This window comes from Acidobacteriota bacterium, assembly GCA_016713675.1.
GTDB lineage: Bacteria > Acidobacteriota > Blastocatellia > Pyrinomonadales > Pyrinomonadaceae > OLB17.
In genome coordinates this window covers 1,443,514-1,457,397 of the sequence record JADJOS010000001.1, presented here as the reverse complement: position 1 = coordinate 1,457,397, position 13,884 = coordinate 1,443,514, and the positions used below count along the sequence as shown (strand labels likewise).

The following is a 13,884-nucleotide window of genomic DNA, read 5'->3' as shown; positions in this document are numbered from 1 at the left end:
TGATAATATCTGGTCATACAAAACCCGGCCGATAGAGGATATATGGGAAATCTATTATTAAATACGCAATCCGTGATCATGTGCCCACACGGCGGTATGGTCTCACATGTTCCGACAACCTACACGAGTTATCGCGTTGATGGCCGACGGCCGATGTTCCTGACCGATACCTATCTTGTCGTAGGTTGCCCGAATTATATGTATGGACCCAGCCCGTGCACGATCGTGACATGGCTAAACGGCACTGTTAACCTGCTGGTGAGAGGAACACCGTTATTGACACTGGCAAGTGTCGGGCTTTGCCAGAGTGCTTCGGGAATAATGCAGGGACCGGCGATAATTACCTACACCCAAACCGGACAGCGGGAACCCGATACGTTCACGATCGTCAATAACTAGTCTGGGATACGACACGCTCGTACAATGACTCGGTAGCTGAGACCATGCGGTCGAGCGAAAATCGCTGTCTTGCCGAATTTCCCAGCCTGAGCCCCGTCTCACGGCATCGCTCACGGTCTCCAACTAATGCGACGACCGCATTAGCCATCGCGAAGGGGTCCCGCACAGGAACGAGCAGCGAACTGTCAGACAACAGATCTTCGGCACCAAGCGTCGAGGTCGCTATCACCGCCGCGTGATTGGCCATCGCCTCAAGGATCGCCAGGCCGAAACTCTCGGAATGCGACGGAGATACAAACACGTCAAGCGAAGAGAGCAGCGGCGTCAGATCTTCGACCCAATCAAGCCAAAGGAAGTTTTCCGCCATATCGAATACCTTGACGAGGCGTTTCAATTCCCGGCGAAACCGCTGGTCGATGGTGTTGTCCTTACCGGCGACAACGAAGCGGCAATCCGGAATTACCTTGACTATCTCGTGTGCCGCAAGAACAAAATCGCGCTGACCTTTCAGCGGCACAAGTTCGCCCACGGTCCCAACGAGCGGAGCGTCTAACGGTATATGATGCAATTCGCGAAACTCGCTCCCCAATCGTTCGCGCTCGTCTGTCGTATGCATGACCAAGCCGTTTGGGATCACGGTGATCTTTCTGTCCGGGAAGATATTCAACAGCTGCTGCCTGACCCCTTCAGAAACAGCAATGGCTGCATCGACATTTCTCAACGCGAATCTGTGAAATGGCTTCATCGAGAAAAGCACGTGCCGCGTCAGTACGATCTTTGTATCCTGCGCAATTCGTCCGGCAATACTTGCCGCCAAATAGTCACGGGCCACATGGGCGTGAATGATGTCGATCTTGTTCTTGATCAAAAATCTGCTGATACGCTTTGCACTGAACATCCCAAAAGAGTTTCGAATGGAAACATGAAGGAAATTCTCGGGCGGGATGAAATCTAAACGGCCTTGCCATTCATTGGTCGGACGCAATGCAACAAAGATCTCGTGGCCTTTTTCCTGCAGCGACCGGCTAAGATCGACCAAATGCCGTTCACCGCCGCCATAGGTTTTTGCCGATGATACCTGCAGAATACGCATGTTCCAAAGATTACACTTTAGCGCGATGAAAAAAAAGGCACGCTCCCGTCTGAGCGTGCCAATAAACATTCCAAAATCGGAAGTCCTAGAATTGGAACCTAGCTGCAAACTGTACCTGACGTTCGCGGAAAAGTGTACTGTCAGTACCTGTCACTAGTCCGTATGACGTGTTGTAGTTCAACGTTCCGGTCGTTCCACTTCGGTTATATTGGGTCGAGTTGGTTGAGAATATGTGCGTTTTATTAAGCACATTGAAGGCTTCGGCCAAGAACTCGAGAGACATGGTCTCGTTGAACTTGAATCGTTTTGAAAGCCTTGCGTCCCAATTAGAAAGGCTCGGGAGCCTTTCTGAGTTTCGCCCAAGTACCGGATTCCAGTTGCCGCCGTTCGTACCGTTCAAGCTGGTACCCGAAATTGCGGCACTAAATGGCCTGCCCGAAAAATAGTTGAAGATCGGAGAGAACGTCCAGCCGTTCAGCAGGTAATTACCGATCGACGACTTGCTTCCCTTATAGAAGGTAGGCGCCCAGACCGCACTTGCCACAAAGCGATGGCGGGTGTCGAAATTGCTCGGCCCGGCATCATAACGGCCGTCGAAAATATCGTACGGGCTGTTTGTCTGTGTAAAGGTAGCTGAATTCTGGTTGGTATCTGTCGATTTAGACAGCGTATAGCTCGCCTGGAACTGCAGTCCTTTCGTCAGTCTTCTTTCGCCCTTGAAAACAAGAGCGTCATATTGTGACTTCACCGAACTACGGATACTCGTCAACGCCTGTGTGCCGGCTCCGGGTACTCGTCCGTATCTCGGGAGCGAGAACGTCTGGGCATCAAGCGGACCGCCGACAAACGTGTAATTGGTTTGGCCGGTTTGGACAAAGTTCAGGTCAAAGAACGTCGGAAGTTGGCGTCCAAGACTGCCGATGTACGAGACCGAGACGACAGTGTTCCTGGACAATTGATGCTCAAGGATAACGTCATACTGGTGAATTTTCGGAGCTTCGAAATTGCGATCGAAGAACTGAACCGCACCGCCGGCGAATGTCAACTGAGCCGGTGTCAAAACCATCGGGAAGATCGGAGCATTCGCAGCGGTCGCTGCAACCTGCACCTGAGCCTGTCCGCCGGCATTTCCGGTATTTACCAACGCATTATACGCAGTGGAATTCTGAATGCGGCCAAAGTAGATGCCATATCCGGCACGGAAACTTGTACGGCCATTGCCGAATACGTCATAGGCTACGCCGACGCGAGGCCCAAAGTTGTTCTTATCACTTGGGATCTGTGATGTTGCCTCGGCCAAGGTGCGGCCGTCATTCGGGATAACTACATTACTCGGACTAGGAAGCGTGGCTCCCGGGAGTTTGATGAATTCATAACGCAAACCAAGGTTTACGCTAAGCCGCGGCGTGACGCGAATGTCATCTTGAATGAAGAAATTGTAATCCCAACTCGTCATCTTCAAACCGGGATTGCCAATACCCTGCTGGAAGTTGCTTGTATAGCATTTTCCGACGGTGCGTGTGCCCGTTGCGCAAAGCGTGGCTCCCGGCAGCGGGGTCCGGTAGTTCGTGTAGTCAATAATAAAATCGTTGATATTATTATATGAATACGAACCGGCCTCGAATCGAAGATTCTGGATATCATCGGTCACCCTGTTGATATCGAAACCAAATTTGAGGTTGTGGTTACCCTTGATCACGCTTAACGTGTTTGCAAACTGCCAACGTGTCTCATCAGGGAACTTAGGCCTTTCGAGAAACGTCGGTGTTCCAAATTCGAGACCATTTGTGATGAACACATTGGGCGAACGTGTGCCGCCGATCGCGGTGGCCGCAGTCGTAGGCTCTCCCGGAAGCGGCGGAGTGCTGAACTGGTACTCGAGATCACGTCCATATTGGAAACGAAACTCGTTAAGAATGTTAGACGAAATGGTGGTCGAGAGACGGGCATTCAGCGAGTCTACCTCGACAAAATCGTCACCAAAATTGGAACGGCTGCGGGTGTTCACTGCCTGTGTTTGGATGCCGTTCGGCGATTCCCAACGGAGGCGGTTGTAACTAACGGCAAGCGAGTTCTTGGAATTTATGATCCAGTCAATCTTTGGCAGAAAAAGTGTCTGATCTCCGCGGCGGGGAGTTTCGCCGGTAAGCGAGTTCAGGAAACCAAGCGTCGAATCGATCTGTGCATTCGTCAGACCGCGGGCAAGCAGGAGAGTTCGATTAGCAGTGTTAAGAAAATTCGGGTTCGAAAATACGCCGAGGCCCGGGAAATTACGACGCTGCTGATCGTAGCTGAAGAAGAAGAAGAACCGATCTTTTACGACCGGGCCGCCGATCGCTCCGCCAAATCTTTCGCGAAGATCCTTCGGCTTAGCACCAACCAGAGTCGAAACACCGTTTACCAAGACCGAGTTGAATGCACGCGGGTTGCGGGCACCGTTGCGGTTGTTGCGGTTGTAGTAAAGGCTTCACCGTGAAACTCATTCGTTCCGCTCTTAGTTACCGCATTGGTCACGCCGCCGGCACTGCGTCCGTACTCAGCCGAGTAGTTCGAAGTGTTGACCTGAAACTCACGAATCGCCGATTGGCTGATAACGTAACCGATTCTGGTACGGCCACGCTCTTCAGAGAAGAATGCCTGGTTGTTGTCGCCGCCGTCGACCGTATTATTGTTGAGCAAGCCTGAGACGCCGCGAAAGCTGATCAGACCGAATGTTCCGTCCGGAACCGCTCCCGGCGTAAGCAATGCGAAGTTCGACCAGCGGCCGCCGTTGATCGGCAATTCATTGATCGAGGTCTGGTTGATATTTGACGCATTGGCGTTATCGCTGAGATTTATTACCGGAGCCTCGGCGGTCACTTCGACCTCGGCGACGGCGGTACCGACCGTCAACTTGACATCGATATTGGTAGCTCGCCCGACCTCGACCACCACGCCTTCGGCTTTGGATGGTGCAAAGCCGCCGGATGAGATCTCAAGACGGTAAGTTCCGGGCTGAAGGTTCGTTACGCTGTATGCACCTTCGTTATTTGCGGTCACTGTTACCGTGCTGTTGGTGCCGGTATTCGTTACCTTAACCGTCGCATTCGGAACAATTGCACCTTGCGGATCGGTCACCTTACCGGTGACGCCGCCTGTAAGTGTCGACTGGGCAAGTACCTGCCCGACACAGATCAGCAACGTAAACAACATCGCCGAAATAAGTTTGTTTGAATAATTTTTAGTCATTTGCTTTTTTGACTCCATTTTTGAGTTTTTCAAATGCAGAATTGTGTCTCCGAGCTTAAGTAAAGAGCACTAATTTCGAAATTTGGATTTTTATTTTACTTTTTGGATTTCGTGCTTTCAAAAATTGCATTGTATAGCTCGAATCTCAACCCGCAAATTCTGCCAAATCAACTGTAAACTGTTGATTTACATACCTATCACCAAAGTAAGACTGTCACCAAATAAGGTCACAAGTCTAGCCAAAGATCACAACTATGCTTGTTGACACGGAATGACGCAATTTGAGTACCTTTCGCCAAATTTCTAACTGTACGAGCGGCATCAAAATATAGGGTTAATTCGGTGTTAATTCAGTGTGAAATCAGGCGATCTTGAAATGAAAACGCAGATAGTGCATTTTTTCACGAATTCTCTTGCTATTTGTAATATTTTGTGTTACAAACGATTAGTACTTTTACTGTGAACCGAAAATTATTTATTCACAGTAATTTACAAAAATGTCAGATACTTGACTTTTTTGTAAGAATGCATTAGATTGGTCACGCATTTGAACGAATCGATATATTATCGGCGAAGCAGATGCATATACAAGCAGGGTAAAGGGGGAAATAATGGCAGACGTAGAATATTCTACAGCATCATACAAAACGCCATTGCACCATCGTATCATTGCTAGCATGCCGGTTTTGGCAAGCTGGGTCGATGCAGAGAGCGGCGAGACAATTTCTGTCGAAGGACTAACGGAGAATGTTGGTGAAACCAGCGCTTTGGTCAATCTCGAGACATTACCGCCGGTCGGTTGTGAAGTCCGTTTGAAAATAATGGACGAGAACAAGGCGATCATCGAAGTTTCAACTCAGGTAATTCGGGTCGAACGCGATCCGAGCAAACCAATGGCAGCACTTTCTATTCTTGAGAATCTTAAGAAATGGAAAAATGTCGCTATGACGGCCGCTCAAGCGTGGGTTACGAGGCATTGGCAGTTAAATTACGAGGAAGAATGGGTTAATTAATAGTTACTCTATTCGTTATTATGAAGCGGCGGGAATGATCTAAAAGATCATTCCCGCTTTTCGCTTTGTTCCGGCGATCAGTTGTCGATATTCGAATCTGCGCAAAAAAGGCGGCCCGAGGGCCGCCTTAATTTTCCATGGAAAGATCCGGACACTACGGCAGAGCCGTAAAATTCAAATCCGTCAAATTGTCGTTGACCGCGATGGTCTGCGGCGTGAAGGTATGCCGTTTCGAGACCGGAGTGAATGAATACATAGCGCCTGTCGCGACATTATCAAATTGATAATAGCCGAAAGAGCTTGTAACCGTCGAAACGCGGATAACGCCGCCCAAGTCAGCCATCGATACCCTTACGCCGCCAAGTCCCTGGCCGGCCGCATTGGTCACCCTTCCCGAAACAGATACGAATGCAGCCGTCGGAGTGCTTGGGCCCTGGATCTGAACGGTCATCGGCGCTCCCGTCTTGAAGAAACCGACAGTTGCATTCACATTTGCCGGCGGACGGTTTGAATCGAAACGGATGTTATAAAGTGTTCCCCAGCGAACCGCGTTCGCATTCGGGTTTTGCGCGAAGGTCTCGGAACTCCATGTTGTTACGCCGCCGGAATTCGACGAGTTCCATGCTGCATTACTGTAACCGGCACTGCCCACGGTGCCATCAGCCGTAGATCCGGGATGTTGAGGCGGTGCGTGGAACCCGGCGTTAGTGATCGTCACACCGGAACCGACGGGAATACCGAACGACTGAATGGCACGATCGAGATTCTGGTTATAAATGGCATATTCGTAATGCCAAACACCCGGGGAGGGGTTAGTCACTTTATAACCGATCGCCGCCACACCATCGTTCACGGGATCAGGACGAAACTCCACGATCGACGCTCCGGTCCAGGCGGTGAGTGCGGTCTTCATCCGTACAGTTGCCGCCGCAGCCGAGAAGCTGAACGGGCTGGCAGCATTAGTAACATTGTATCTTCGGTAAGAGACATTGTTATTCATATTGCACTGCGTCGGATTTGCCTGACACCAGACATATTCATGCGGAGTCACGTACTGTGATTCGGCATAATAGGTCGCTCCCACATTCTGTGCAGGAACCAGATCAGCGATCTCGGTGAGTATGCGGTGGGTCGGTCCGAGATGCGTGTGACCAGTATGGTTGTTATTCGGCGTAGCTGAGTCGTTACGCGGATATGCACCGGTGAACGGATTGATCCATGCCCTCGACCCGAGATTCGGGCCTGAGTTCAGGCTTGCTCCGTAAGGGTCCGAACATCCCGATCCGAGACGCGATCCTCCGATACCGTTACAGCCCAATGCACAAATGTTGTTTGTCAGAGCTGTAAACGCATGTTTGACGCTGGATTGTCCGATCTGTTCGAATGTGTCGCTATTACCGGCACCGCCTTTCATGCGATACAGGTTTTGCGGAATAACGGGATGATCATTCGAGGGGTTTGCAAACCAGTTCAGATCGACCGTACCAAAATTACATGAGTCGGTTCCAACGGCAAGGCCAACCTGCGTTCCCGCCGACGAGCCAAACTGGGCTAGCCCGGTTAGGTCACCGACGACGACGTCCGGTCCCGGTACAGATCCTGCGTTCGTTTCAGTTCCTGCTCCGGCGGGCAATACATTTGCTTCAGTTTCGCCGTTGATCACGGTGGTAACTTCGATCGGCCTCAAGGTCGCGGCGATATTGATCGTTCCGACGATCGCACCTGCATCTGACGGCCGTTTCATTTCGGCAGCGAACTCATCTGAGATCAGCATTCGGCCGCCCTTGATATTTAACAATCGTACATTCGGGTCATATTCGTATTCCTGGCCTTCAACGTTAAAGAAAATAAACCCGGTGTTAGAATCGCGAATGACAAATTCATATTGTCCGCCCCATTCCAAACTTTCAAAGACAAGATGACCGATCGAGTCATGCAACTTTGCAGGAAAGTTAGTTGATTCTTGCGTGGTGATCTTGACCGAACTGGGCAATGCACCGCGAAATTCCTCATTGAAGACAAGCGTCTTAAAGAAGGCATTTGTTTCAAGTTCGAAATTTATCCGCGCGTTTCGTGCCCTTGTTTTGTTACCGTTAAGCTTATTTAGGTCAACGTCCATCGCGGCGTTACCGCCTGCAACGATCATCTTTTCAAGGGTCCCGGTTTCCCCTTGCGAACCTGCCATGGTGCGTTGATCAATAACGACCCAAGCAAAGCCCAAGACCAGAAACACCCCCAAGATCGACAAAGCGATACGTAGCCGGCCGGCCGGCAAGAACTTATTCATCATTCCTTACTCCTATTGAATTACTAACCCTCTAACCCCTTGATCCGAAAAATATACGATTGACTAAACTTTGTGGAAAATAGTTCGACAGTTTATCGTACCCAGGCCGAAAAGTCAACGAGTTATAAGCTGCATTTTGACGCCGGGCAGCTCACTGCAAATTGCTGAGTTTATGTTATTTGACACATTCTAAAGCGAACTTATGTTCATCATGGAATGAATTTGGGAGAGCATAATGTAGAATAGCCGTAAGATCCTATTCGTCCTTTGGCCTGTTGACGGATCTTGTCCTTTGACCATCTAACTCATGTCCAAATCGTTTGACGAACTAATTACCGTTATGGCCCGTTTGCGTGCACCGGGCGGCTGCCCTTGGGACGCAGAGCAGACATATCGGTCACTCTCGCAGTATTTGCTCGAAGAGGCATACGAGACATTTGACGCGATCCATGAGGCCGATGAGACCGGCGAAACTGAACATTTGAAGGAAGAGCTGGGCGATCTTCTGCTTCAGGTAGTATTTCATGCGACCATCGGGGCCGAACGCGGCGATTTTACGATCGACGAAGTTGCCGAAGGTGTGACGAAAAAACTGATATTGCGGCACCCGCACGTATTTGGCGAAGCGAGTTTTGCCCGCGCCGAGGATGTACTGAACAATTGGGACCAACTCAAGGCCGATGAGAGGAAAGCTTCCGGAAAGGTCGAGAAGGTGTTGGAGTCGTTTCTTGACGAGATCCCCGTTCACTTCCCCGCCCTGCTCGAAGGACTGAAACTAACAAAGAGAGCCGCGAAAGTTGGATTTGATTGGGAGAATACCGATCAGATATTCGACAAGATCGATGAGGAGATCGGCGAGTTGAGGGCGGCTCTCAAAAATGGTGATAAAAAGAACATAGATGAAGAGGTCGGCGATTTGCTTTTTGTCGTGCAAAATCTGGCAAGGCACCTTGACGTAGAGCCTGAAAGCGCTCTGAAACGCACGAACATCAAATTTAGATCGCGCTTTAATTACATTGAGAAAGAGCTTATGCAGGCCGGGAAGAACCTTCAGGATGCCAGCCTTGAGGAGATGGACATACTATGGAATCGTTCGAAAGCAGCCCTTGCCAATAAGGGGTCCTGATCCTGCAAATGGTCTCTTTTCGTTGCAGCAGGCGCCGCGTGCCCACGCCAATCGGCTTTGATCAGGCAACAGCGTTTTCAAAATTTATCAGTTTACTCAAAAAAAACTTTGACAATGCATGTCAACTAAGGTTACAGTGTCTCTGAATTTTACTTTAATGGAGAGGTTTGTATGATGGTGAATAAACAAAAGTCGCTATGGCTCCGCAATTTGGTCGGGCTTGGCCTGTTGGTATCGCTTTTTTTCAGTTCGTCAATGGTCACATTGGCAGCCCCTGGAAATGCGTTATCTGGTGAAATAACCGTGTCGGGAAGTTCGATTGACGGCATGCAGCCTTCGGTGTCACTTAATGGCGAAAAAGCATTGAGCGGCCGCACATTCTTTACGTCGGGGACGATCTCGACCCCTGAAGGTAATTCCGCAACAATTAATCTTGGAAAACTTGGCCGCATCACGATGTCGCCAAACTCGAGCCTCAGCCTTAATCTATCCGAGAACAGCATTTCGGGTGATCTCGCAGCCGGGCAAATTCGCGTTCTTAACAACGAAGGCGTCGCTGTCAACATTCGCACCAATGACAATGTCGTCACTAACGACGCGAATGCGGGCAACTTCTCCGTGGATGTAACGTCAGGTACTACTGCCGCCGAATCAGAGGTCGGTAATGTTTCTATGGCCAATGGACAGCCCACCGCTGCCAAGATGACAAGGCGTCAAGGCTGGATCGTATTCGGAGTCGTTGCAGCTATCGTCGGGGGAGCACTGATCATCTACTACGGCTTTATTCGCGACGATGATGTAGTTAGCCCTGCAAGGTAAACCATCAAATTACAAACGGTATATGAAAAAGCACGTGAGAAATTTCTCACGTGCTTTTTTTGCTCTGCAATCGTTTAGCTTTAGACGGCGGCCCGGCTAGTCGGCAAACAACTCCTGTAACCTGTCGATGATGACCTTTCTGACAGGCGGTTCGATCTCTCCGACCTTTTTGACCAAACGTATTTTATCTACTGTCCTGATCTGATCCAAAACCACGGAACGCTCTGCGTTAAGAAATGTCACTGCGATCCGAGTCGGATAATCGACACCGGCGGAGGACAAAGGAGCTACGATCACATTCTGGACGTTACGATTCATCTCATCAGGTGAGATCACAACGCATGGACGCGTATTTTTAGCGTCACGCCCGGGCTCTGCGTCGAGGTTTACAAGATACACGTCAAAACGGTTCACCAATGCCACTCCTTTTTGTCAAAGTTGGTCGCCAGATCGCCCGCTAACAGATCGTCGTCTTCGTTCTCCGCCATCATTTTGAACTGCTCATCCCAACCTGCACGCGGCTTCTGCGCATTGCGGATCAATATTCCGTCGGGGTGAAGTTCCACCTCCACCTCACCGGTTATTCGACTTTCCTCCAGCAGCACTTTCGGCAGCCGGATCCCTTGTGAATTGCCGATCTGGATTATTTGACTTTTCATAATTACATCGTAATTACGTTAAGGTTCCTCGTCAAACGATCTGCTTCGCTCCATGCATGTATTTATGAAGCACTTCGGGAATTTCTATCGAACCGTCGGCACGCTGATAGTTTTCGATGACAGCAACCCAGGTCCGCCCGACGGCAAGTCCGCTGCCATTCAGAGTATGTGCAAACTCCGGTTTTGCTCCGCCGGTGCGGCGAAAGCGGAGGTTCATTCTTCTTGCCTGAAAGTCGCCGCAATTCGAGCAGCTTGATATTTCACGGAACGTGTTTTGGCTCGGTATCCAAACCTCGATATCGTAGGTCTTCTTAGCCCCGAAACCCATGTCACCGGTCGAGAGCACCACAGTTCGATACGGCAAACCGAGTAACTGCAAAATTCGCTCGGCGTTGGCTGTCAGTTTTTCGTGTTCGTATTCGGAGTCTTCCGGCAGGCAGATCTTGACAAGCTCGACCTTCTCAAACTGATGCTGCCTTATCAGACCGCGTGTGTCACGGCCGTAGCTACCGGCCTCGCTGCGAAAACACATGGAATATGCCGTGAAATGTTTCGGCAGATCGGACGGTTCAAGTATCTCATTAGCAAAGTAATTCGTGACCGGAACTTCGGCAGTCGGTATCAAGGCCAACCTGCGTTCGTCGGTCGTGTGGAACAGATCCTCCTCAAACTTGGGCAGCTGGTTTGTTCCGAATAACGAACTCCGGTTCACGAGATAGGGCGGCAAGGTTTCAGTGTAGCCGTGCTCCGTCGTATGAACCTCGAGCATAAAATTAACAAGTGCCCGTTCCAGACGTGCTCCCATGCCGTTCAAGATCGCGAAGCGAGACCCGGAGATCTTTGTCGCCCTCTCAAAATCAACAATACCAAGAGCTTCACCAAGATCGACGTGGTCCTTCGGTTTGAAATCAAACTCTCTCGGTGTCCCCCATCGTCTGATCTCGACATTTGCGTTCTCGTCCGCACCGACAGGAACTTCCGGGGCCGGAATGTTCGGAAGATTTTCCAAAAGGTCACGCATTTCCGATTCGGCCAAATCGCGTCTGTTATCGAGTTTCGCCTGTTTATCTTTGAGTTCGGCAACTTCTGCCTTTTTCGCTTCCGCATTTTCGCGATCACCGGACTGCATCAGAGCTCCGATCTCTTTGCTCGCCGTGTTTCGAAGTGAATTGATCCGATCGGATTCTCCAATGACCGCGCGGCGTTCCGCATCGAGTTCCATGAAGGTATCCAGCGGTCCGTCCGGAGAATTCCGGTTCCTCAATGCCGTTCTCACGGCCTCCAAATTATCTCTAACAAAATTAAGATCCAGCATTATGTTTACTTCTTTTTGCCACCGACATCATAACCGCCGATCCTATGCTCGCGGCTTTGGTTTCTCTCGTTCACTCGTTGCTATCCGCATCGACGTTCTGTTTGCTTTTCAACTGAGCGATCACGGAGATCTTGCAAATATACGTTCTCGTTAAAATGAGAATCGGGTGGAAAGTCGAAAAGCGTCGACGTCCGCCCGTCATTTTCCCGGCGACCCGTAACTACAATGTGCCAAACTACACTGGTCGCTACTGCATACCTAACGGCCGAACGCACCGATCGTCGCCTTTGCCCCAGACCTTTGTCCGACTGAAATTGCGTATCTCAACGCCTGAAGCAAGCAATTTATCCTTCCTGATAGGTCATAGTTTCGAATATTTGTTTCAGATTCACTTTTGACCTAAAATCTAATGCTTACTCAATGCAATAGACTTAACGAATTTAACATCCGTTACTATGACTAACAAAATTCGCAAGGCCGTATTCCCCGCTGCCGGATTGGGAACAAGATTTTTGCCGGCGACAAAAGCGTCGCCAAAGGAAATGCTACCGCTAGTCGACAAACCCCTGATCCAATACGCTATCGAGGAGGCGGTTGCGAGCGGTATCGAATCCATCCTGATAATTACCGGACGCGATAAAAGCGCAATTGAGAACCACTTCGATATATCGTTCGAGCTTGAACAACTCCTGATTGAAAAGGGGAAAGACGCTATGTTCAAGCAGATCAGGGCGATCTCGGATATTGCCCAGATCAGCTACACACGGCAAAAACAGGCTCTCGGCCTCGGCCATGCGATATATCAAGCGAAGGACTTTGTCGGCAGCGACCCGTTTGCTGCACTCCTGGCTGACGACATTGTGGATGCCGATGTGCCTGCTCTAAAGCAGATGATCGATGTGTACAACAAATATGAGTCACCTGTCATTGCTACGATGCAGGTCGAGGGCGAATCGATCTCGAGGTTTGGAGTGATCGATGCCGAGGAAATAGAACCAAACGTCTATCGCATTAGGGACATGGTAGAAAAGCCGTCGTTCGCTGATGCTCCGTCAGACCTGGCGATCATTGGGCGTTATATCTTTACTCCCGACATTTTCGAGGCAATTGAAAGGACTCCGCCCGGGGCAGGCGGCGAGATCCAAATAACCGATGCGATGAGGTTATTGCTCTGTGAACGTCCGTTCTATGCGGTTAAGTTGGATGGCCGGCGCCATGACGCCGGTGATAAGCTTGGATTTCTGATCGCCACAGTCGAATATGCTCTGAAACGCACAGATCTCGGCAGAATTCCGCAATTACCTGAAAACATTAGATCTTGGCGACTAGATCAAATGAACAAAAACTCGAACCTCACACAGCACGATTTTGACGAATTGTTGGCTTGGCTTTCGCCAGATCGGGAGACTGCTGGGCAGTTGATCGTTCAAATAAGTGCGGGGCTGAACCGATATTTTCAAATGCGAGGCTGTAGTGAGCCTGAGATCCTTGTCGATGAGACCATCAACCGGGTTGCTGCAAAACTTGGAACGCTCGATCTGTCGTCGGAAATCAAACCGGTAACTTATTTTTACGGATTTGCCAAGAAGATCTGTCTGGAATCACTCTCGAACTCATACAGATCCATGACAGCCTTGGACCTTGATAAGATGGCCGGGCCTGAATTCGATCTTGAATATCTTGATTCGGACGATCGACTCAAATGTCTTGACGAATGTATCAACAGACTTAGTCGTAAAGAATCGTCCCTTGTTATTGCATACTATGAAAAGGGCAAAGGGGAAAAGATCCAGGCTCGACGCGATCTGGCCAAGAAATTGAAGCTCAATATCGGAAATTTGCAGCTTCAGGTTCATCGATTGAAAAATATTTTGCGCAAATGTATGGAAAATTGTCTTCAAAATGAAAAAAACTTGTAAGGTTTCTGCTAAAAACCCCATTAAAC

General features: G+C 49.8%; 12 protein-coding genes. 5 read left to right on the top strand and 7 right to left on the bottom strand.

The genetic code is table 11. The annotated features are described in order from the left end of the window. Positions 1–42: 42 nt before the first annotated feature. Positions 43–399, top strand: a complete 357-nt coding sequence (locus IPK01_06615; GenBank protein MBK7933164.1) for a hypothetical protein — start codon at positions 43–45, stop codon at positions 397–399. On the opposite strand, the gene IPK01_06610 is transcribed toward IPK01_06615, so the two are convergent. From IPK01_06610 to IPK01_06600, 3 genes are all read right to left on the bottom strand, one after another. After that, positions 389–1,492 (bottom strand): glycosyltransferase family 4 protein, encoded by a 1,104-nt coding sequence (locus tag IPK01_06610; GenBank protein MBK7933163.1) that lies wholly within the window; start codon positions 1,490–1,492, stop codon positions 389–391. The two genes, IPK01_06615 and IPK01_06610, sit on opposite strands and share 11 nt — an antisense overlap. An 85-nt stretch (positions 1,493–1,577) precedes the next feature. Continuing rightward, positions 1,578–3,896, bottom strand: coding sequence for a TonB-dependent receptor (locus tag IPK01_06605; GenBank protein ID MBK7933162.1), 2,319 nt, complete (start codon positions 3,894–3,896; stop codon positions 1,578–1,580). Then, a complete protein-coding gene (locus tag IPK01_06600; GenBank protein MBK7933161.1) occupies positions 3,890–4,720 on the bottom strand; it encodes a carboxypeptidase regulatory-like domain-containing protein in 831 nt (276 codons plus the stop codon). The genes IPK01_06605 and IPK01_06600 overlap by 7 nt, the downstream gene beginning before the upstream one ends. A gap of 611 nt (positions 4,721–5,331) precedes the next feature. Here IPK01_06600 and IPK01_06595 point away from each other — a divergent pair. After that, entirely contained in the window at positions 5,332–5,733 is a 402-nt protein-coding gene (locus IPK01_06595) for a hypothetical protein (GenBank protein MBK7933160.1), read from the top strand. Positions 5,734–5,887: 154 nt separating this feature from the next. Here IPK01_06595 and IPK01_06590 read toward each other — a convergent pair whose 3' ends face one another. Then, positions 5,888–8,023, bottom strand: a complete 2,136-nt coding sequence (locus IPK01_06590; protein ID MBK7933159.1) for a carboxypeptidase regulatory-like domain-containing protein — start codon at positions 8,021–8,023, stop codon at positions 5,888–5,890. Positions 8,024–8,327: 304 nt separating this feature from the next. On the opposite strand from IPK01_06590, the gene mazG reads away from it, so the two are divergent. Together mazG and IPK01_06580 are read left to right on the top strand one after the other, a co-directional pair. Beyond that, entirely contained in the window at positions 8,328–9,146 is an 819-nt protein-coding gene (gene mazG, locus IPK01_06585; GenBank protein ID MBK7933158.1) for a nucleoside triphosphate pyrophosphohydrolase, read from the top strand. A gap of 171 nt (positions 9,147–9,317) precedes the next feature. Beyond that, the gene (locus IPK01_06580; GenBank protein MBK7933157.1) at positions 9,318–9,965 is read left to right on the top strand and encodes a hypothetical protein; all 648 of its coding nucleotides are present in this window, start codon (positions 9,318–9,320) and stop codon (positions 9,963–9,965) included. A 96-nt stretch (positions 9,966–10,061) separates the two neighbouring features. On the opposite strand, the gene IPK01_06575 is transcribed toward IPK01_06580, so the two are convergent. The 3 genes from IPK01_06575 to serS are packed head-to-tail and all read right to left on the bottom strand — an operon-like array spanning position 10,062 to position 11,939. Then, the gene (locus IPK01_06575; protein ID MBK7933156.1) at positions 10,062–10,379 is read right to left on the bottom strand and encodes a type II toxin-antitoxin system PemK/MazF family toxin; all 318 of its coding nucleotides are present in this window, start codon (positions 10,377–10,379) and stop codon (positions 10,062–10,064) included. Next, complete coding sequence (locus IPK01_06570; protein MBK7933155.1) at positions 10,376–10,624, bottom strand: AbrB/MazE/SpoVT family DNA-binding domain-containing protein; 249 nt, start codon at positions 10,622–10,624, stop codon at positions 10,376–10,378. The genes IPK01_06575 and IPK01_06570 overlap by 4 nt, the downstream gene beginning before the upstream one ends. A 31-nt stretch (positions 10,625–10,655) precedes the next feature. After that, positions 10,656–11,939 carry a serine--tRNA ligase gene (gene serS / locus IPK01_06565; GenBank protein MBK7933154.1) on the bottom strand — a complete coding sequence of 428 codons (1,284 nt, stop codon included), beginning with the start codon at positions 11,937–11,939 and terminating at the stop codon, positions 10,656–10,658. Positions 11,940–12,394: 455 nt separating this feature from the next. On the opposite strand from serS, the gene galU reads away from it, so the two are divergent. Continuing rightward, complete coding sequence (galU, locus tag IPK01_06560) at positions 12,395–13,858, top strand: UTP--glucose-1-phosphate uridylyltransferase GalU (GenBank protein MBK7933153.1); 1,464 nt, start codon at positions 12,395–12,397, stop codon at positions 13,856–13,858. The last annotated feature ends 26 nt before the right edge of the window (positions 13,859–13,884 follow it).

Coding starts and splice junctions, on each gene's coding strand:
- mazG (MBK7933158.1), top strand. CDS start 8,328: ATGTCCAAATCGTTTGACGAACTAATTACCGTTATGGCCCGTTTGCGT.
- IPK01_06595 (MBK7933160.1), top strand. CDS start 5,332: ATGGCAGACGTAGAATATTCTACAGCATCATACAAAACGCCATTGCAC.
- IPK01_06600 (MBK7933161.1), bottom strand. CDS start 4,720: ATGACTAAAAATTATTCAAACAAACTTATTTCGGCGATGTTGTTTACG.
- IPK01_06610 (MBK7933163.1), bottom strand. CDS start 1,492: ATGCGTATTCTGCAGGTATCATCGGCAAAAACCTATGGCGGCGGTGAA.
- IPK01_06615 (MBK7933164.1), top strand. CDS start 43: ATGGGAAATCTATTATTAAATACGCAATCCGTGATCATGTGCCCACAC.
- IPK01_06570 (MBK7933155.1), bottom strand. CDS start 10,624: ATGAAAAGTCAAATAATCCAGATCGGCAATTCACAAGGGATCCGGCTG.
- serS (MBK7933154.1), bottom strand. CDS start 11,939: ATGCTGGATCTTAATTTTGTTAGAGATAATTTGGAGGCCGTGAGAACG.
- IPK01_06580 (MBK7933157.1), top strand. CDS start 9,318: ATGATGGTGAATAAACAAAAGTCGCTATGGCTCCGCAATTTGGTCGGG.
- IPK01_06590 (MBK7933159.1), bottom strand. CDS start 8,023: ATGATGAATAAGTTCTTGCCGGCCGGCCGGCTACGTATCGCTTTGTCG.
- galU (MBK7933153.1), top strand. CDS start 12,395: ATGACTAACAAAATTCGCAAGGCCGTATTCCCCGCTGCCGGATTGGGA.